Origin of the sequence: Streptomyces sp. NBC_00539 (assembly GCF_036346105.1) — a bacterium.
In the GTDB taxonomy this organism is placed as follows: domain Bacteria; phylum Actinomycetota; class Actinomycetes; order Streptomycetales; family Streptomycetaceae; genus Streptomyces.
This window is the reverse complement of sequence record NZ_CP107811.1, coordinates 3,308,330-3,326,748: the sequence shown is the minus strand read 5'-3', so window position 1 is coordinate 3,326,748 and position 18,419 is coordinate 3,308,330. Positions and strand designations below refer to the sequence as shown.

At 70.8% G+C, this 18,419-nt stretch carries 18 protein-coding genes; 7 read left to right on the top strand and 11 right to left on the bottom strand.

The window, feature by feature from the left end; all coding sequences use genetic code 11:
- Positions 1 to 170 precede the first annotated feature (170 nt).
- Positions 171 to 1,181 (top strand): C40 family peptidase, encoded by a 1,011-nt coding sequence (locus OG861_RS14765; RefSeq protein ID WP_329202343.1) that lies wholly within the window; start codon positions 171 to 173, stop codon positions 1,179 to 1,181.
- Positions 1,182 to 1,378: 197 nt separating this feature from the next.
- Positions 1,379 to 2,059: a phosphatase PAP2 family protein gene (locus tag OG861_RS14760; RefSeq protein WP_329196966.1), complete on the top strand. Its 681-nt coding sequence runs from the start codon at positions 1,379 to 1,381 to the stop codon at positions 2,057 to 2,059.
- 117 nt (positions 2,060 to 2,176) lie between these two features.
- Here OG861_RS14760 and OG861_RS14755 read toward each other — a convergent pair whose 3' ends face one another.
- Together OG861_RS14755 and OG861_RS14750 are read right to left on the bottom strand one after the other, a co-directional pair.
- On the bottom strand, positions 2,177 to 2,392 hold the full coding sequence (locus OG861_RS14755; RefSeq protein WP_329196968.1) for a hypothetical protein: 216 nt from the start codon (positions 2,390 to 2,392) through the stop codon (positions 2,177 to 2,179).
- Positions 2,393 to 2,490: 98 nt separating this feature from the next.
- Positions 2,491 to 2,679 carry a hypothetical protein gene (locus tag OG861_RS14750; protein WP_329202661.1) on the bottom strand — a complete coding sequence of 63 codons (189 nt, stop codon included), beginning with the start codon at positions 2,677 to 2,679 and terminating at the stop codon, positions 2,491 to 2,493.
- A 130-nt stretch (positions 2,680 to 2,809) separates the two neighbouring features.
- Between OG861_RS14750 and OG861_RS14745 the strand changes: the two genes are divergently transcribed.
- Together OG861_RS14745 and OG861_RS14740 are read left to right on the top strand one after the other, a co-directional pair.
- Entirely contained in the window at positions 2,810 to 3,643 is an 834-nt protein-coding gene (locus tag OG861_RS14745; RefSeq protein ID WP_443056566.1) for a hypothetical protein, read from the top strand.
- A gap of 141 nt (positions 3,644 to 3,784) precedes the next feature.
- Positions 3,785 to 3,937, top strand: a complete 153-nt coding sequence (locus tag OG861_RS14740) for a hypothetical protein (protein ID WP_329202663.1) — start codon at positions 3,785 to 3,787, stop codon at positions 3,935 to 3,937.
- Between the two features lie 94 nt (positions 3,938 to 4,031).
- Here the strand turns inward: OG861_RS14740 and OG861_RS14735 are convergent, their stop codons facing one another.
- Positions 4,032 to 4,367 (bottom strand): metal-sensitive transcriptional regulator, encoded by a 336-nt coding sequence (locus OG861_RS14735; protein WP_329196972.1) that lies wholly within the window; start codon positions 4,365 to 4,367, stop codon positions 4,032 to 4,034.
- Between the two features lie 219 nt (positions 4,368 to 4,586).
- Between OG861_RS14735 and OG861_RS14730 the strand changes: the two genes are divergently transcribed.
- Together OG861_RS14730 and OG861_RS14725 are read left to right on the top strand one after the other, a co-directional pair.
- Positions 4,587 to 5,207, top strand: a complete 621-nt coding sequence (locus OG861_RS14730; protein WP_329196974.1) for a DUF47 domain-containing protein — start codon at positions 4,587 to 4,589, stop codon at positions 5,205 to 5,207.
- Positions 5,208 to 5,212: 5 nt separating this feature from the next.
- Complete coding sequence (locus OG861_RS14725; RefSeq protein WP_329196975.1) at positions 5,213 to 6,214, top strand: inorganic phosphate transporter; 1,002 nt, start codon at positions 5,213 to 5,215, stop codon at positions 6,212 to 6,214.
- 167 nt (positions 6,215 to 6,381) lie between these two features.
- On the opposite strand, the gene pstB is transcribed toward OG861_RS14725, so the two are convergent.
- From pstB to mshD, 7 genes are all read right to left on the bottom strand, one after another.
- Positions 6,382 to 7,158, bottom strand: coding sequence for a phosphate ABC transporter ATP-binding protein PstB (pstB, locus tag OG861_RS14720; protein ID WP_329196978.1), 777 nt, complete (start codon positions 7,156 to 7,158; stop codon positions 6,382 to 6,384).
- Between the two features lie 32 nt (positions 7,159 to 7,190).
- Positions 7,191 to 8,273 carry a phosphate ABC transporter permease PstA gene (gene pstA, locus OG861_RS14715; RefSeq protein ID WP_329196980.1) on the bottom strand — a complete coding sequence of 361 codons (1,083 nt, stop codon included), beginning with the start codon at positions 8,271 to 8,273 and terminating at the stop codon, positions 7,191 to 7,193.
- Positions 8,273 to 9,262: a phosphate ABC transporter permease subunit PstC gene (pstC, locus tag OG861_RS14710; protein WP_329196982.1), complete on the bottom strand. Its 990-nt coding sequence runs from the start codon at positions 9,260 to 9,262 to the stop codon at positions 8,273 to 8,275. Before pstC ends, pstA begins: the two co-directional genes overlap by 1 nt.
- A 140-nt stretch (positions 9,263 to 9,402) precedes the next feature.
- The gene (gene pstS / locus OG861_RS14705) at positions 9,403 to 10,542 is read right to left on the bottom strand and encodes a phosphate ABC transporter substrate-binding protein PstS (protein ID WP_329196984.1); all 1,140 of its coding nucleotides are present in this window, start codon (positions 10,540 to 10,542) and stop codon (positions 9,403 to 9,405) included.
- Positions 10,543 to 11,106: 564 nt separating this feature from the next.
- Positions 11,107 to 12,009, bottom strand: coding sequence for a CHAD domain-containing protein (locus OG861_RS14700; protein ID WP_329196986.1), 903 nt, complete (start codon positions 12,007 to 12,009; stop codon positions 11,107 to 11,109).
- A gap of 22 nt (positions 12,010 to 12,031) precedes the next feature.
- Positions 12,032 to 14,284: an RNA degradosome polyphosphate kinase gene (locus OG861_RS14695; RefSeq protein WP_329196988.1), complete on the bottom strand. Its 2,253-nt coding sequence runs from the start codon at positions 14,282 to 14,284 to the stop codon at positions 12,032 to 12,034.
- Positions 14,285 to 14,630: 346 nt separating this feature from the next.
- Positions 14,631 to 15,560 carry a mycothiol synthase gene (mshD, locus tag OG861_RS14690; RefSeq protein ID WP_329196991.1) on the bottom strand — a complete coding sequence of 310 codons (930 nt, stop codon included), beginning with the start codon at positions 15,558 to 15,560 and terminating at the stop codon, positions 14,631 to 14,633.
- A 118-nt stretch (positions 15,561 to 15,678) separates the two neighbouring features.
- On the opposite strand from mshD, the gene OG861_RS14685 reads away from it, so the two are divergent.
- Positions 15,679 to 17,493 (top strand): bifunctional metallophosphatase/5'-nucleotidase, encoded by a 1,815-nt coding sequence (locus OG861_RS14685; protein WP_329196992.1) that lies wholly within the window; start codon positions 15,679 to 15,681, stop codon positions 17,491 to 17,493.
- A gap of 105 nt (positions 17,494 to 17,598) precedes the next feature.
- Here the strand turns inward: OG861_RS14685 and OG861_RS14680 are convergent, their stop codons facing one another.
- On the bottom strand, positions 17,599 to 18,384 hold the full coding sequence (locus OG861_RS14680; protein ID WP_329196994.1) for an alpha/beta fold hydrolase: 786 nt from the start codon (positions 18,382 to 18,384) through the stop codon (positions 17,599 to 17,601).
- Positions 18,385 to 18,419 lie beyond the last annotated feature (35 nt).

Below are 18,419 nucleotides of genomic sequence, written 5' to 3'. Positions count from 1 at the left end.
CCGGGAAGGCCGGAAGGCTTTTGCGCGCCCCGGCGACCCAGGAGACTGGGCGTCGGATGTCGGATGTTCCGGCTTACGGGTGGGTTAGTCGGGTTGTCGGCGCGGGAGATGGGAATAAACCGCCGAAAACGGGCGGGGTGGGGGAGGGTTGACGGGTGCGCAGATTCTGGATGGTCGGCGGGATCGGAATCGGAGTGGCCCTGAGCTTCCTGGTGCTGCTCGTCGTGGGGACGTACTCGGCGGCCGCGGGGCTGGTGGGCGCGGAGGCGGGCGGCAGGGCCTTGGGGCTCGCGAAGGGCGCCGTACCCGGCAAGTACCAGCCGTTGGTGCAGAAATGGGGCACCCTGTGCCCGGCGATCAGCCCGGCGTTGCTGGCGGCGCAGCTGTACTCGGAGAGCGGCTGGAACCCCAATGCCGTCAGCCCGGCGGATGCGCGGGGGATCGCCCAGTTCATCCCGGGGACCTGGGCCGGGCACGGGGTGGACGGCGACGGTGACGGCGACCGCGACATCTGGGACCCCAACGACGCGATCCCGTCGGCGGCTTCGTACGACTGCGAGCTGGCCAAGGACGTGGCGGGGGTGGCTGGCGACCCGACGGGGAACATGCTCGCGGCGTACAACGCGGGCTCGTACGCGGTCATCAAGTACGGCGGGGTGCCTCCGTATGCGGAAACGCAGGGGTACGTAAAGACGATTACCACTTTGGCCAAGAGCTTCGAGCGGCCGCTGGGCCGGGTCTCGCCGTCGCAACAGGCGTCCGGGGCGCTCTACTTCGCGCAGAAGCAGCTGGGGACCCCGTATCTGTGGGGCGGAAACGGAACGCCCGACCAGGACGGGCGGTTCGACTGCTCGGGGCTGACCAAGGCGGCGTACGAGTCGGTGGGGGTCGAGCTGCCGCGGGTCGCGAACGACCAGTACAACGCCGGGCCGCACCCGTCGCGTGCGGAGCTCCTCCCAGGTGACCTCGTCTTCTTCTCCGATGATCTGACGAACTCTCGGGACATCCGGCACGTGGGGATCTACGTCGGCGGCGGCTACATGATCAACGCCCCGTTCACGGGTGCGGTGATCCGTTTCGACAAGATCGACACGCCTGACTACTTCGGCGCGACCCGCGTCACGAAGGACGGCGCGGAGGCGCTTCCGGAGCGTACGGCGGGTGCTCGCGCCGGGTCGTGACGGTCCGTTAAGCATGGGCCCTGAGCTGCGACGATCAGTCACTCTTGGATAACGTTGGAGTGATCATCCCGTGGAGAGTGGAACGTACGTGCCACGACGGGCGTTCCATGGGCACAGGAGCTGATCGGCGGAGGTTGACAGGGCGTGCGCCGGGTGCGTCCGCACGGACCTAGGCAAGGGCAAGGGACCGCATCACCATGGCTGGACTCACGACCGGTGGGCCGAACGTGGATGTAAGCCTGCTGTACGAGATCAACGGCCTGGCCCGGCACGCGCCGGACCGGGTCGACCGCGCGGTGGGCCTCGTCGGCGACTACGGGATCCCGCTGGCGATGGTCCTGCTGGTCCTGTGGTGTGCCCGCGGGGTCCGGCGGGAGCGGTGGCAGCGGCCTGACGAGACGAGCGCGGCCGAGTCGTTCGCCGCGCTGGTGTGGGCGCCGCTGGCGGCGGGGATCGCCCTCCTGGTGAACGTCCCGCTGCGGGGGTTCGTGGGGCGGCCGCGGCCGTTCCTCCAGCACGAGGGGCTGGAGGTGGTGGGCGGCGCGGTCCACGGGTTCGGCGGGGCCGGGTTCTCGTTCGTCAGCGACCACACGGCGGTGGCGATGGCGCTCGGGGTCGGGATCTTCATGGCGAACCGGCGGCTCGGGCTGGTGGGTATCGGGCTGGCGGTGGTGGAGGGGCTCTGCCGGGTGTACATGGGCGTGCACTACCCGACGGACGTGCTGGGGGGGCTGGCGCTGGGGACGGCGGTGGTGCTGGTGCCCGCGCCGGTGGCGATGGCGGTGCTGGGCCCGCTTCTGCGCGGGCGGGGGCGGGGGGTCGTGGCGCGGACGGTGGCCGTCGAGGTGGAGGCGGGGGAGAAGGACCTCGCCGCGTAGGGGCTAGGGCGGGCCCGGGGCCGTTGGGGGCCGGGGACCGAGCCGGCTGATGCCGGGCCCGGCAGCCCCGACCAGGGCCGGGGGCAGGGGGCTGCCGGATCGCGCGGCCGGGCCGGGTCAGTCGTCCTTTTCGTCGCGGCGGTAGCGGGAGCGGAGCCAAAGGCCCGTGGCGATGGCGGCTGCCGTGGTGACGGCGATGGCCAGGGCTACGTCGGCCGGTCCGTCCGCGGAGCCGACCGGGCGGGCCCAGGCCGGGGACGGGGGCAGGGCGACGAGCGACACGGCCCAGGCGAACGCCGCAGCGAAACGGGGTCCCCGTCGAGGTCCTGGCATGAGTCAAGGGCAACCGGTGCCGCGCGGCCCGGCCACTCGGGGCCGTCCGAACGGGGGACGCGCCGCAGCCGGGCGGCCGGCCGGGGAGAGGGGGGTGCTCAGCCCGCCGGGTGGCGGCCGGCGTCGCGGCGGGCCAGGTCTCTGGAGCGGCGGGCCGGGCCGGTCCAGCCACAGCTGCATACGGCCAGGCAGAACGCGCCGCGTTCGGCGGTGCTCGTGGTGTGGGCGGGCTCGCCCCTGTCGCGGGCAAGCGGAGTGCTCAGGATCGCTTTGGTGTGCGGGTCCACGCCACCACGGTACTCGGACCGGCCCGCCCCCGGAACCGCCGCCGCCCGTGACGGGAAACCGCGGACCTCGTTAAACGGAACGGGTGGGGCCTCGGGCAAACAGCGGGCACGCGTTGGGGGTTGGCAGGCGATGGTGGTGCACCAGCACAGGCGGCGACGAGGGCGTGCGGGTGAGGCGGTGCTAGCCGTCGGCGTCGCGCTGGCCGTGGCGGCGATGAGCGGCTGCGGCGGCCCGGCGAGCGGCGACGACCGCCCCCCGCAGGACCCGGCCGCGGTGGTCCGCGGCGCTGCCGACGCGCTCACCGGCGCCGGCAGCGCGCAGGCCCGTACGGCGATGGAGATGGCGACCGGCGGAACCCGGGTCACCATCCGCGGCGAGGGGGGCGTCGACTTCAAGAACCGGATGGGCCAGCTGCTGGTGATGCTCCCGGCCGATGTGACCGGCAAGGCGGAGCACCGGCCCATCACCGAACTCCTCGTCCCCGGCGCGCTCTACATGAAGAACCGCGGCGCGGGCGTCCCCGACGACAAGTGGGTCCGCGTCGATACGACGACCCTCGCCGACGGGAACCTGGTCACCGGGGGCGCCACCGACCCGTTGGCCGCCGCCGAGCTGCTGCGGGGCGCGCAGCAGGTCACGTATGTCGGCGAGACCGACCTGGCGGGCACCAAGGTGCGGCACTACCAGGGCACCACCGACATCGGGCGGGCCGCGCGGAGCGCGTCACCCGGGGTCAGGGGAGCACTGGAGGCCGCGGCGAAAGGGTTCAGCAAGGACACCGTCCCGTTCGACGTGTACCTGGACATGGAGGGGCGGCTGCGCAAGGTCCGGCACCGCTTCAGCTACGTCAACAATGGCGTGATCGATGTGTCGTCGACCACGCTGCTCTACGGTTTCGGGACTCCGGTGACCGTCACATTGCCGCCAAGCGGGGACATTTACGCCGGGAAGATCGCCGGATAGTCGGACCGTGGGGCGGAGGCGGCGCGATCGGGCCATGGCCCGGTATCCGGAAATGGTCCATCCGTGTCATGCGCGCCACGAGGGGCGCTCCCTACGCTGGGAAGCCGGGCGGCAAGCAAGCGGCAGAGAGAGGTGACACGCGTGACTCCCGTGTGCGGTACGACGGTGCAGGACCACGTGGCGCTTGCCGAGATCGAGCTGTGCGGTGAACTGATCATCGCGGCCTCGGCGGCGGGCGAGGACCGGCTGAGCCAGGACCGGATCGACGAAGTGCTGATGGGCATCGGGCTCTGAGCCCTTGCCGGCCGGGAGAGGGCCGGCCGGGAGACGACCGGCCGGGAGAGGGCCGGCCGGGAGGCGGCCGGCCGCTGGGGCCCGTGGAGGGTGCTCAGGTACGCAGCAGCCGGGCGATCGCCTTCGTCGCTTCCTCGACCTTGGCGTCGATCTCGGTTCCGCCCTTGACGGCCGCGTCCGCGACGCAGTGCCGCAGGTGCTCTTCCAGCAGCTGGAGCGCGAAGGACTGGAGCGCTTTCGTGCTCGCCGAGACCTGGGTGAGTATGTCGATGCAGTAGACGTCCTCGTCGACCAGGCGCTGGAGACCGCGGATCTGTCCCTCGATCCGGCGCAGCCGCTTGAGGTGCTCGTCCTTCTGGTGGTGGTAGCCGTGGACGGGCGCCGCGGCGACGCCGCCGGCTCCGGGGCCTTCGGCCTCGATGGTCGTCATACGTCCTCCCGTGGTCCGGACGAGGGATGGATACCGGTGACGGATACCGGTGATGTATACCCCTCGTGGGTATAGGGTACTGGGCCGCGCCCGAGCGGGCGGGGGTCCGTGCTCACCACTGTGCCCGATGGAGGACACTGGGGAACCGCCGGTTAGCCGTGGCCGGGGGATGCGCCTAGCATCAGCCTGACCGAATCCAATGCACCCCGAGGACCTCACGTGCGATTTCGTCTGACCCCCAGGGAGACGAGCTTCTACGACATGTTCGCCGCATCCGCGGACAACATCGTCACGGGCTCGAAGCTCCTGATGGAACTGCTCGGAGCGGACTCCTCCGCCCGGGCCGAGATCGCGGAGCGGATGCGGGCTGCGGAGCACGCGGGGGACGACGCCACGCACGCGATCTTCCACCAGCTGAACTCCTCCTTCATCACGCCGTTCGACCGCGAGGACATCTACAGCCTGGCGTCCTGCCTCGACGACATCATGGACTTCATGGAAGAGGCGGTCGACCTGGTCGTCCTCTACAACGTGGAGGAGCTGCCCAAGGGCGTCGAGCAGCAGATCGAGGTCCTGGCGCGGGCCGCCGAGCTCACCGCCGAGGCCATGCCGCACCTGCGGACGATGACCAACCTGACCGAGTACTGGATCGAGGTCAACCGCCTCGAGAACCAGGCCGACCAGATCCACCGCAAGCTGCTCGCCCAGCTCTTCAACGGCAAGTACGACGCCATCGAGGTGCTGAAGCTCAAGCAGATCGTCGACGTGCTGGAAGAAGCCGCCGACGCGTTCGAGCACGTCGCGAACACGGTGGAGACCATCGCGGTCAAGGAGTCCTGAACCTCGTGGACACCTTCGCGCTGATCGTGACCATCGGTGTCGCGCTCGGCTTCACGTACACCAACGGCTTCCACGACTCGGCGAACGCGATCGCGACCTCGGTCTCGACGCGGGCGCTGACTCCGCGTGCCGCGCTCGCCATGGCCGCCGTGATGAACCTGGCCGGTGCCTTCCTGGGCAGCGGAGTGGCCAAGACGGTCAGCAAGGGGCTCATCGAGACGCCGCACGGCAACCGGGGCATGTGGATCCTGTTCGCCGCGCTGGTCGGGGCGATCGTCTGGAACCTCATCACCTGGTACTTCGGCCTGCCGTCGTCGTCCTCGCACGCCCTCTTCGGCGGCATGGTGGGGGCGGCGCTCGCGGGCGGGATCGGCGTCATCTGGAGCGGGGTGCTGGACAAGGTCGTCATCCCGATGTTCCTGTCGCCCGTCGTCGGCCTCATCGTGGGTTACCTGGTGATGGTCGCGATCATGTGGATGTTCCGCCGCTCCAACCCGCACAAGGCCAAGCGGGGCTTCCGGATCGCACAGACCGTCTCGGCGGCCGCCATGGCCCTCGGTCACGGTCTGCAGGACGCGCAGAAGACCATGGGCATCGTGGTGATGGCGCTCGTCATCGCCGACGTCCAGGGGGCGAGCGATCCCATTCCGATCTGGGTGAAGATCGCGTGCGCCGTGATGCTGTCGCTCGGTACGTATGCGGGTGGCTGGCGCATCATGCGCACCCTCGGCCGCAAGATCATCGAGCTGGACCCGCCGCAGGGCTTCGCCGCGGAGACGACGGGCGCGTCGATCATGTACACGGCTTCGTACCTGTACCAGGCGCCGATCTCCACCACCCATGTGATCACCTCGGCGATCATGGGCGTGGGCGCGACCAAGCGGGTCAACGCGGTCCGCTGGGGCGTCGCCAAGAACATCATCCTCGGCTGGTTCATCACCATGCCGGCCGCGGCCATGGTCGCCGCGCTGTGCTTCTGGATCGTGGACCTGGCCTTCGTCGGCTGACCGGCGCCGTCCGGTCGCTACGGCGCCACGGCGGTAGGACCCTACGGCGCCACGGCGGTACGAAAGCGGGCCGGCTCCCCCCACCCAGGGGGAGCCGGCCCTTTCGCCTTGCGGTGGCACCGCCATGCAGCACCGCAGGACGCTCAGTACATCCGCGGGGTCCGGGTCTAGCCGAAGCGGCCCGAGATGTAGTCCTCGGTGGCCTGGACGGACGGGTTGGAGAAGATCCGGTCCGTGTCGTCGATCTCGACGAGCTTGCCGGGCTGGCCGACCGCGGCGAGGTTGAAGAAGGCGGTGCGGTCCGAGACGCGGGCCGCCTGCTGCATGTTGTGCGTCACGATGACGATCGTGAAGCGCTCCTTGAGCTCGCCGATCAGGTCCTCGATGGCCAGGGTGGAGATCGGGTCCAGCGCGGAGCAGGGCTCGTCCATCAGCAGGACCTGGGGCTCGACCGCGATGGCGCGGGCGATGCACAGGCGCTGCTGCTGGCCACCGGAGAGGCCGGAGCCGGGCTTGCCCAGGCGGTCCTTGACCTCGTTCCACAGGTTGGCGCCCTGCAGGGACCGCTCCACGATGTCGGACAGCTGCGACTTCTTGAAGTTGCCGTTCAGGCGCAGACCGGCCGCCACGTTGTCGAAGATCGACATGGTGGGGAAGGGGTTCGGGCGCTGGAAGACCATTCCGACGGTGCGGCGGACGGCGACCGGGTCGACGCCGGGGCCGTACAGGTTCTCGTCGTCCAGGAGCACCTTGCCCTCGACACGTCCGCCGGGGGTGACCTCGTGCATGCGGTTGAGGGTGCGCAGGAAGGTGGACTTGCCGCAGCCGGACGGCCCGATGAAGGCGGTCACGGAGCGGGGCTCCACGGTCATCGAGATGTCATCGATGGCCTTGTGGTTGCCGTAGAAGGCGGACAGGCCGCTGACGTCGATTCGCTTGGCCATGAGGGGTCACTTCGCTTTCATGCGGTCGCGCGTCAGCGACCGGTCTTCGGGGCCTTCCAGCGGGCGATGCCGCGGGCCACCAGATTGAGGATCATGACGAAGGCGATCAGGACGAGGGCTGCTGCCCATGCCCGGTCGTAGGAGGCTTCACTGCCGACCTTGTACTGCTCCCAGATGTACAGCGGGAGCGAGGACTGGGCGCCTTCGAAGGGGTTTCCGTTGATCAGCTGCGTACCGAAGACCAGCAGCATGATCGGCGCGGTCTCGCCGGCGATGCGGGCGACGGCCAGCGTCACGCCGGTGGCGATGCCGCCGATGGCGGTGGGGAGCACGACCTTGAGGATCATGCGCCACTTCGGCACGCCGAGGGCGAGCGCGGCCTCGCGCAGCTCGTTCGGGACGAGCTTGAGCATCTCCTCGGTGGAGCGGACCACGACGGGCATCATCAGGATCGACAGGGCCATCGAGCCGGCGAAGCCGGAGGGGCCGAAGCCGAGCATCAGGTTCCAGGTCGTGAGGATGAACAGACCCGCGACGATGGAGGGGATGCCGGTCATGACGTCGACGAAGAAGGTCACGGCCCTGGCGAGCGAGCCCCGGCCGTACTCGACCAGGTAGACGGCGGTCAGCAGGCCGACGGGCGCGGCGATCGCGGTGGCCAGGGCCACCTGTTCGATGGTGCCGAGCAGCGCGTGGTAGACGCCGCCGCCCTTCTCGAAGCTGGTGATGCCGTTCATCGAGTGGCTGAGGAAGTCGCCGTCGAGGGCGTTCATGCCGCGGCTGACGGTGGTCCAGATCAGCGAGAGCAGCGGGATGACCGCGAGGAGGAAGCAGACCCACACGACGGAGGTCGCGACCCGGTCCTTGGCCTGGCGGCGGTTCTCGACGACCGAGCTGGCGACGTAGGTGATCGCGACGAACAGCAGGGCCGCGAGCAGCCCCCACTGGATCTTGCTCTGGAGGCCGGAGGCGGCGCCGATCGCGCAGCCGAGGGCGACCGAGAGGGCGGCGATGCCGGCCGGGGCCCAGCGGGGCAGGCCGCCGCGGGTCAGTCGGGTGGGGGCGGCGGACCCGGGGGCCCGGGCGGGCCGCTGGTCCTGGATGGTGTGGCTCATCAGGCGTTCGCCCCCGAGTACTCCTTGCGGCGGGCGATGATCATGCGTGCTCCGCCGTTGACCAGCAGGGTGAGGAGGAACAGGACCAGACCGGAGGCGATCAGCGCGTCCCGGCCGAACTCGTTGGCCTCGTCGAACTTCGCGGCGATGTTCTGCGCGAAGGTCCCGCCACCCGGGTTCAGGACGTGGCCGGATATCAGGAAGCTCGGGGACAGGACGGTGGCGACCGCCATGGTCTCGCCGAGCGCGCGGCCGAGGCCGAGCATGGAGGCGGAGATGACGCCGGAGCGGCCGAAGGGCAGCACCGACATGCGGATGACCTCCCAGCGGGTCGCGCCGAGGGCCAGGGCGGCCTCCTCGTTCATGCGAGGGACCTGGAGGAAGACCTCACGGCTGACGCTGGTCACGATGGGCAGGATCATGATCGCGAGCAGGATGCCGACGGTGAACAGCGAGCGGGCGACGCCGACCTGGGTCTTGTCGAAGACGTAGGTCCAGCCCATGTACTCGTCGAGCCAGAGGTTGAGGCCGCCGAGGTACGGGACGAGGAAGAGGGCGCCCCAGATGCCGTAGATGATCGACGGCACGGCGGCCAGCAGGTCGACCACGTAGGCGAGGGGGGCGGCCAGCTTGCGCGGCGCGTAGTGCGAGATGAACAGGGCGATGCCGACGGCGACCGGAACCGCGATGGCCATCGCGATGATCGAGCTGACGACGGTGCCGAAGAGCAGGACGGCTATGCCGAAGACGGGCGGGTTGGCCGACGCGTTCCAGTCGAAGGTGGTGAGGAAGTTGCCCTCGTTCTTCGACAGGGCGAGCGTGGCGCGGTAGGTGAGGAAGACGGCGATCGACGCCATGATCACCAGGAGCAGGATGCCGGAGCCCTTGGAGAGCCCGGCGAAGATCTTGTCACCGGCGCGGCCGGTGGATCCTGCGCTCGTGGTGACCGGCGGAGCCTGGTCAAGCGAGGTGGGTGTGGTGGAAGCCATGGTCTTTCCGGTCTGGACGGGGGCGAGCCCCCTGGCGGCGGTGCACCGGATCCCCCGGGGTGGAAGGGGGAGGGTCCTCGGGGGCGGGTCCGGTCCGGACGGGGACCGGACACCGCGCCCGGAGGCTCACTCGTTCAGCGTCAGGACAGCGACTTGACGACTTCGCGGACCTTGGTGTTGATCTCGGCCGGAATGGGCGCGTAACCATTCTCGGACAGGACCTTCTGGCCCGCGTCCGAGGCGGTGTAGTTCAGGAAGGACTTCACGGTGGGCAGGGTCTCCGCCTTGTTGCCCTTGTCGCAGACGACCTCGTAGGTGACCAGCACGATCGGGTAGGCACCCTCGGCCTTGGTCGTGTAGTCGAGCTTGAGCGCCAGGTCGGAGCCGGTACCGGCGATCTTGGCGGCGGCGATGGCCTTGGAGGCGCTCTCGGCGGAAGCCTTCACCGGGGCGGAGGCGCCGGTGTTGATGTCGACGGTCTTGATGTTCTGCGAGGCGGCGTAGGAGAGCTCGAAGTAGCCGATCGCGCCGTCGACGGCCTTGACCTGGGAGGCGACACCGGCGGAGCCGGAGGCGGCCTGGCCACCGGGGGCCGGCCACTTCTTCGCGGCCTCGTAGCTCCACGCGTCGGGGGCGGTGGCCTTGAGGTACTTGCCGAGGTTCTCGGTGGTGCCGGAGTCCTCGGAGCGGTGGAAGGCCTGGATGGCGGTGGAGGGGAGGGTGACGCCCGGGTTCAGCTTCTTGATCGCCTCGTCGTCCCACTTCTTGATCTTGTCGTTGAAGATCGAGGCGAGGGTGGGGGCGTCGAGGTTCAGCTTGTCCACGCCGGCGACGTTGAAGCCGATGGCGATCGGGCCGCCGACCATGGGCAGGTTGATGCCCTGGCCGCCGGTGCAGACCTTCTTCGAGTCCTCGACCTGCTCGGGCTTGAGCGCCGAGTCCGAGCCGGCGAAGCCGACGGTGCCCTGGTTGAAGGCGACGATGCCCTCACCGGAGGAGGACGACTTGTAGTTGACCTCGACGCCGGAGCAGGCGGACATGTAGGCCTTCACCCACAGGTCGACGGCGTTCTTCTGCGCGGAGGAGCCCGAGGCGAGCAGCTTGCCCTTGGCGTCGTCGCACTTGATGTCGCCGGCCGCGGGGACGGAGGCCTTGCCGCTCGCAGAGGAGTCGGCCTTGGTGTTGTCGTCCGAGCCGCACGCCGTGAGGACCAGGGCGCCGGACACGACGAGCGCCCCGAGGGCGGAGGCACGAAGCATGCTCTTGCGCTGAAGCTTCACTTTCGGGTGTTCCTTCCAGAAGCCGCCGGCCGCTTTCTGTATCGGGGCGGCGTGCGAAGAGGACTACGGGTGGGTTGGTGCTGCGCCCGTGAGCGGGGCCTTCACCTTGCGGTACTGAAATTAGGCAGAACAGGTGAAGCGGTCGACGGGGGTTGGTGAACGGGGGGTGAACCGTGGCGGACGGCCCGGTGCGAGTGGGGGGGTTTGTACCTGGGCGTAACGGGACGTTACCCGCACGTTATGCCGCCGTGACCTTGCCCTGGCCGTCGGGGTGGGGGGTGGGATTGGCCGGATTCCGCCGTCGGGAGGACCGACGCGGCGGGGCCGGGCCGCCTGCTGCCACCAGGAGCCCGGAGGCTCGTGGAGGGGGGTCCGGGGCGGAGCCCCGGGGAACGGGGGAAGGGCGGGCAGGGGACAGCCCCGCAGGGCGCCCCCTACCGGCCCGCGGGCGCGACGGGCGGCTCGCGGCAGGGCTGGGGCCCGGCCCGGGCGTCGACGGACGGGTCCGGCGCAGCGGGCCGAAGCCCGCGGGGCCCGCCAGGGCCGAGGGGTGCGAGGGGCGCGTCAAGAAGAAATGCAGGGCACCAGTGCCTCGAAGCTGTGGCGGGCCGCCTCGACCGCGTGGCGCTGGTCGGCGTGCAGGACGCCCAGGGCGTAGGCCGTGGCCGGAGCGATGCGGGGGGTGCGGGCCGCCGTCGCGGAGGCGGCCGCGGCTTCGGACGCGTCGCGGTGGCGGTCCAGGGCCTCGCCGGCCGCCGCGAGGCGGGTGACCTCCCCGCCCAGCATCTCCCGCGCGTACCGGTGCACCCGCAGCAGCCTCCGCACCTCGTGCCAGGCCCCGTCGTCCTGCGCGGAGTACGGCGAGTGCCGCGGCGGCAGCGCCTCCACCGCCGAGTCCAGCCGGGTCCGCGCCACCTCCGCCAGCGGGACGAGTACGTCCTCGACCCGCCCCCGCGCCGCGACCGGGTCCAGCGGCACCTCCGAGGCGAGGACCGCCACCGCGTCCGCGACCGCGTGGAAGCGGGAGGAGCCCAGCGCGGACAGGGTCGCCGAGTGGGCCCGCGTCCGGGCCAGGGTCAGCTGGCGCTCCAGCAGCGCGCCGGCCCGCGCCGAGCCCACCGTCAGGGACCCGGCGCCGCTCGCGCCCGAGAGCCGGTGCAGGGCGTCCATCAGCCGGGACAGCCGGACGGCGTACGCGTGCTCGTCGGCCAGGGTCGAGGACAGCCAGACCAGCTCGGTGCGCAGCCCGTCCGCCCAGGAGGACTCCGCCACGGCGCGGAAGGTGGTCAGGGAGGAGGCGATGCGGCGCGCGGCCCCCCGCAGGCCGCGCGCCGCCTCGCCCCCTTCCGCGGGACCTGCGCCGCCGGCCGCGCCCTCCTCGTGCACGCGCAGTGCCCGCAGGAAGGTGGTGGCCTGGGAGCGCAGGTACGTGCCGAGCACGTCGCCCGCCGTCGCGGCCCCCGTCATAAGGTCATGGTGATGGTCATGGTCATGGTTTGGCTGAGCCACGCCGGCGCCTCCGGGCGTCTATGAGCGTCTCCTGTACGTGCCGCAGCGGCTGGCCTTCGGAGTCGGTGCTGTGCCGGGTCCATTCGCCGTCCGGCCCCAGGTGCCAGGAGGCGGTGTCGTCGGACATCCCGGTTTCCAGCAGCCGGTCCAGTGCCGCGCGGTGGGCCGGGTCGGCGACCCTGACCAAGGCCTCGATGCGGCGGTCGAGGTTGCGGTGCATCATGTCGGCGCTGCCTATCCACACCTCCGGTTCGCCGCCGTTGCCGAAGGCGAAGACCCGGGAGTGTTCGAGGAAGCGGCCGAGGATCGAGCGGACCCGGATGTTCTCCGACAGCCCCGGGACCCCGGGCCGTACGGCGCAGATGCCGCGGACCCAGATGTCCACCGGGACGCCCGCCTGGGCGGCCCGGTACAGGGCGTCGATCAGGGCCTCGTCGACGATGGAGTTCATCTTGAGCCGCACGTACGCGGGGCGGCCGGCCCGGTGGTGGTCGGCCTCCTTGTCGATCCGGGCGATGAGCCCGTCCCGCAGCGACTTCGGCGCGGTCAGCAGCCGGCGGTAGGTCTCGCGCCGCGAGTACCCGGACAGCCGGTTGAAGAGGTCGGAGAGGTCCGCGCCGACCTGTGGGTCGGCGGTGAGCAGGCCGAGGTCCTCGTAGAGCCGGGCGGTCTTGGGGTGGTAGTTGCCGGTGCCGACGTGCGAGTAGCGGCGCAGCGTCTCGCCTTCCTGGCGGACGACGAGGGACAGCTTGCAGTGGGTCTTGAGGCCGACGAGGCCGTAGACGACGTGGCAGCCGGACTCCTCCAGCTTGCGCGCCCACTTGATGTTGGCCTGTTCGTCGAAACGGGCCTTGATCTCGACGAGGACGAGGACCTGCTTGCCGGATTCCGCGGCGTCTATCAGGGCGTCCACGATGGGGGAGTCGCCGGAGGTCCGGTACAGCGTCTGCTTGATCGCGAGGACGTCCGGGTCGGCGGCGGCCTGTTCCAGGAAGGCCTGTACGGAGGTGGAGAAGGAGTCGTACGGGTGGTGCAGCAGCACGTCCCGCTCGCGCAGCGCCGCGAAGATGTCGGGCGCGGAAGCGGACTCCACCTCGGCGAGGTCGCGGTGGGTGCCGGCGATGAACTTCGGGTACTTGAGCTCGGGCCGGTCCAGGGAGGAGATCCCGAAGAGGGCGGTCAGGTCCAGCGGGCCGGGCAGCGGGTACACCTCGGCGGCGCTGACGTTGAGCTCCTGCACCAGGAGGTCCAGTACGCCGGGGTCGATGGACTCCTCGACCTCCAGGCGCACGGGCGGGCCGAAGCGGCGCCGCATGAGTTCCTTCTCCAGGGCCTGCAGCAGGTTCTCTGCGTCGTCCTCCTCGACTTCGAGGTCCTCGTTGCGGGTGACGCGGAACATGTGGTGCGCGAGCACCTCCATGCCGGGGAAGAGCTCCTCCAGGTGCGCGGCGATGACGTCCTCCAGCGGGACGTAGCGCTGCGGCGAGGCCTCCAGGAAGCGGGAGAGGAGCGGCGGGACCTTGACGCGCGCGAAGTGGCGGTGGCCGCTGACGGGGTTGCGTACGACGACGGCCAGGTTCAGGGAGAGGCCGGAGATGTACGGGAACGGGTGCGCGGGGTCCACGGCCAGCGGGGTCAGGACCGGGAAGATCTGGTTGCGGAACAGGGTGAAGAGCCGGGCCTGCTCCTTCTCGGTGAGGTCGGGCCACCGGATGAGGTGGATGCCCTCCTCGGCGAGCTGCGGGGCGATGTCCTGCTGGTAGCAGGCGGCGTGCCGGGCCATGAGTTCGCGCGAGCGGGTCCATATCAGGTCCAGCACTTCGCGGGGCTGCAGGCCGGAGGCCGAACGGGTGGCGACGCCGGTCGCGATGCGGCGCTTGAGGCCCGCGACGCGGACCATGAAGAACTCGTCCAGGTTGCTGGCGAAGATCGCGAGGAAGTTCGCGCGTTCCAGCAGCGGGGTGGCCGGGTCCTCGGCGAGCTCCAGGACGCGTTCGTTGAAGGCGAGCCAGCTGCGTTCCCGGTCGAGGAACCGCCCGGCGGGCAGCTCGTCGCTGTCCTTGCCGTCGTAGGCGTCCGGGTCGGAGTCGAGGTCGGGCGCGAGATCCGGCGCGAGATCGACGTGGGGGCGGTGCGCGGCTATGGAGCCTATGCGCGTCTTCGCCGCGGGGGACGTGTGAGACGGGTGCTGGGCGGGGACCTCGGTGGGGCCTGCGCTGGGCTGGTGGCTCATGACTCCATTCTTCCGCGCGAGCGGAAGGACAGGCGCGTCGGACGTGTCGGCCGTCAGCCTGAGTCGCGGATGCATGGGGGGAGACTGGCAAGCGCTGCTTAATGGGCGGTGAATGGCGCATGGCTTCCAGGCTCTGCCTGGCGCACGAGTACGTCGCGGCAGCGGGCCGGGGGCGTACGCCGGCCGTCACGGCGGGGGAACGGCGCGGGTACCGGCCCGGGGGCGTACGCCGGCCGTCACGGCGCGGGGGCGACGCGGGGGCGGACCCCGGGCTCATGCCGGCGCCCGCCCGCGTGCGCGGTGCGGGTCCCGGCGCGCGGGACCCGTACCGCGGCGCCCGTGCGGCTCAGCTCTCCGTGCGGTACATCAGGTCCACCTCGTGGGTGGTGAAGCCGAGGCCCTCGTAGACGGCCAGGGCGGCCGGGTTGTCGGCGTCGACGTACAGCATGGCGGTGGGCAGGCCCGCCTCGGCGAGGTGGCGCAGGCCGATCGCGGTGAGTGCCTTGCCGAGGCCGCCGCCCTGGGCGCCGGGGCGGACCCCGACGACGTAGACCTCGCCGAGCCGCTCGTCGGCGTGGACCTTCGTCCAGTGGAAGCCGATCAGCTCGCCGTCGCGCTCGGCGAGGAAGAAGCCCTTGGGGTCGAACCAGGTCTGGCCCATCCGGTCGTCCAGGTCGCGCTGGGTCAGGGCGCCCTGCTCGGGGTGGTGGGCGAAGGCGGCGGCGTTCGCGGCGAGCCAGGCCGCGTCGTCGGCGCCGGGGACGAAGGTGCGGACGGTGACGCCGGGCGGCAGGGCCGCTTCGGGAAGCCGCGGCGCCTCGGGGCCGAGGGGACGGCGCAGCTGGCGCAGTTCGCGGAAGAGGGTCAGGCCGAGTACCTGGGCGAGGTGGCGGGCGGCGGGCTTGCCGCCGTGCGCCCACACCCGGATCCGCTTGCCGGAGGCGGCGAGCAGGGCCGAGCCGAGGGCCCGGCCGTGGCCGCGGCCGCGCAGTGAGGGGTCAACGACGAGTTCGGCGGCGGGGGCCTCCACCGGGTCGGTGTCCTCCAGTTGCCCGTATCCGGCGAGCCGTTCCCTGTCGGTGAGGAGGAAGTGCCGGATGCCCTCGCGGCGGCCGCCGCGGAGTTGGAGCCGGCCCTGTTCGGACACGGCGGTGGTGCCGTCGCTCCGCGCCGCGTCAGCGATCAGGGCCAGTACCGCGTCGGCCTGTTCCCCCGTCAGCTCGTCGAGGATGTCAATCTGCCGTCCCGGCTCAAGGGCCGCTGCTGCGTCAGTCATGACTCCACCGTACGACCGCAACCTGCCCGTAACCGATTAGGGCCTGACATGCTACGCGCGTTGACCTTAGGCTTCGGCGGACCTCCCAAGTTGTCTCGCTGTCCACAAAGGGGAACAAATGTCAGCGACGCCACAACGGCACCGCCGAGCCCGCCGGTTGACCTTCACCGCCCTCGCCCTCACGGCGGGGGCCGGCGCGATGGTCGCCGCCGCCCTTCCGGCCGGTGCCGCGAGTGGTGGCGGTGCGGCCAAGAGCCGCACCGTCGACGTGCAGATGCTGTCGTTCAACGACTTCCACGGCACGCTGGAGCCCCCGCAGGGCTCGTCCGGCACCGTGAGCGAACGGCAGGCCGACGGCACCACCAAGGCCATACCCGCAGGCGGCGTCGAGTACATGGCGTCGGCCCTGCGCGAGGCCCGCAAGGGCCACGAGTACTCGGTCACCGCCGCGGCCGGCGACATGATCGGCGCCAGCCCGATGATGTCCGGCATGTTCCACGACGAGCCGACCATCGAGGCGCTGAACAAGCTGGGGCTGGACGTCACCAGCGTCGGCAACCACGAGTTCGACGAGGGCAAGACCGAGCTCCGCCGTATGGCGTACGGCGGTTGCCACCCCGTGGACGGCTGCTTCGAGTATGGCAAGACGTTCGGTGGATCGCAGTTCCAGTACCTCGCGGCCAATGTGACGGACGAGAAGACCAAGCGTCCGTTGATGTCGCCCACCTTCATCTGGAAGAAGGGGGACGTGAAGATCGGCTTCATCGGCGTGACCCTGGAGGGCACGCCGGACGTCGTGACCGCCGAGGGGGTCAAGGGCCTCAAGTTCGGTGACGAGGTCGAGACGATCAACAAGTACGCCAACGAGCTGAACAAGCAGGGCGTGAAGTCGATCGTCGCGCTGATCCACGAGGGCGGTCTGCCCGCGAGCGGCGCGTACAACTACGACTGCGACGCGCCCGGCGCGGGCGCGGGCGTCTCGGGTGCCATCGTCGACATCGCCAAGAACGTCGACCCGAAGGTCGACGCGCTGGTGACGGGCCACACGCACCAGGCGTACGCCTGCAACATCCCGGACCCGGCGGGCAACCCGCGCATGGTGACCTCGGCGGCCTCCTACGGCCGGCTGTTCACGGACACCACCCTCACCTACGACCGGCAGACCAAGGACATCGTCCGTACGCCGGTCAGCTCGCCCAAGCCGGTCCAGAAGGTCGTCAGCCGTGACCTGCCGAAGGCGGGCGACATGACCGAGCTGATCCAGCGCTGGAACGCGCTCGCCGCGCCCATCGCGAGCCGCCCCGAGGGCTACATCTCGGCGGACGTGCCGGGCCGTGGTTCGGAGGCGCCGGAGAAGCCGCTCGGTGACCTGATCGCCGATGCCCAGCTGGAGGCGCTCGCGCCGGCCGACAAGGGGGGTGCGCAGCTCGCGATCATGAACCCGGGCGGTATCCGCGCGGACCTGGCCTACAAGGCCGCCGGTAACGAGGGCGACGGCGTGGTGACGTACGGGGAGTCGTACACCGTCCAGCCGTTCACCAACATGATGAACGTGGTCGACCTGACCGGTGCCCAGCTGATCACCGCTCTCCAGCAGCAGGTGTCCGGGCCGGTCAACGGCCCCAACCCGAAGATCCTGCAGGTCTCCAAGGGCTTTACGTACACGCTGGACATGACGAAGGCGGGCGTGGACCGCGTCGTCGTGGACTCGGTGCGGCTGAACGGCACAGCGATCGACCCCGCCAAGACCTACCGGGTCGCGATGAACGAGTTCCTCGCGGGCGGCGGCGACGGCTTCACCGTCCTCAAGGAGCACAAGAACAAGCTGGTCGGCGCGTCCGACCTGGAGTGCTTCAACGCGTACCTGAACAAGTCCTCGGCGGCGGCCCCGATCGCCCCGCCGGCGGCGGACCGGATCACGGTCGTCAAGTAGTACGAGGAGTACGAGGAGTACGAGCAGTAACGAGTACGACCAGGGGCGGCGGGCCGGACGGCCCGACGCCCCTGGGGCGTTCTCTGCGGCGTTCTCTGCGGCGTTTCAGAGTCCGGCGAGGAACTTCCGGACGGCCTCGTGGAAGCCGTCCGGGTCGGTGAACGGCACGAAGTGGTCCCCGTCGAGGGGTGTGTACGAGGTCCCGGGCCGCCGGGTGAACATGGCGTCGGCGGTGTCCTTCCGGAGCGTCTGGCTGCGGGTGCCGTGGATCAGCAGGGCCGGACAGGTGCTCGCGAGCCAGCTGTCCCAGTGGTCGCCGCGGCAGGCCTCGGCGGAGTCGGTCATGTCCTGCGGGTGGAACGGCAGCCGCCAGCCCCCGCCGCCGGGGAGCGGGCGCAGCGCCTGTTCGACGAACCGGGAGCCCACCGGCCCGGCCGCGGCGAGGAGTTCCTCCCGGGTGGGGGCGGTGTACCGCATGCCCCCGAGGAAGGTGAAGAGCCCTCCCGCGGTGTCGGGGACGATCTGCACGGTGGCGTCCACGTTGACCAGGGCGCAGACCCGGCCGGGGTGGGCGGCGGCCAGCTGGTAGGCGGTGATCCCGCCGAGGGAGTAGCCGAGTACGGCGACGGGCTCGTCCAGGCCGAGGTGGTCGAGGAGCGCGACGGCGTCGCCGATGTACCCGGCGCGGCCGTAGTCGGCGGCCCGGTCGGAGTCGCCGTGCCCGCGCTGGTCGGGGGCGATGACCCGCCACCCGTCGCCGAGCACGGCGGCGAGGCCGGCGAAGGCGAGGCCCTCGGACATGCCCCCGTGCAGCGCGAGGAGCGGGCGGCCGGGGCCGCCGAAGTCGAGGTAGGACAAGGCGCGGCCGTCGATCGTCAGCGTGTGGCGCATGGTTTCGCTCTCCCCTGTGAGGCCTTCGGTGACGG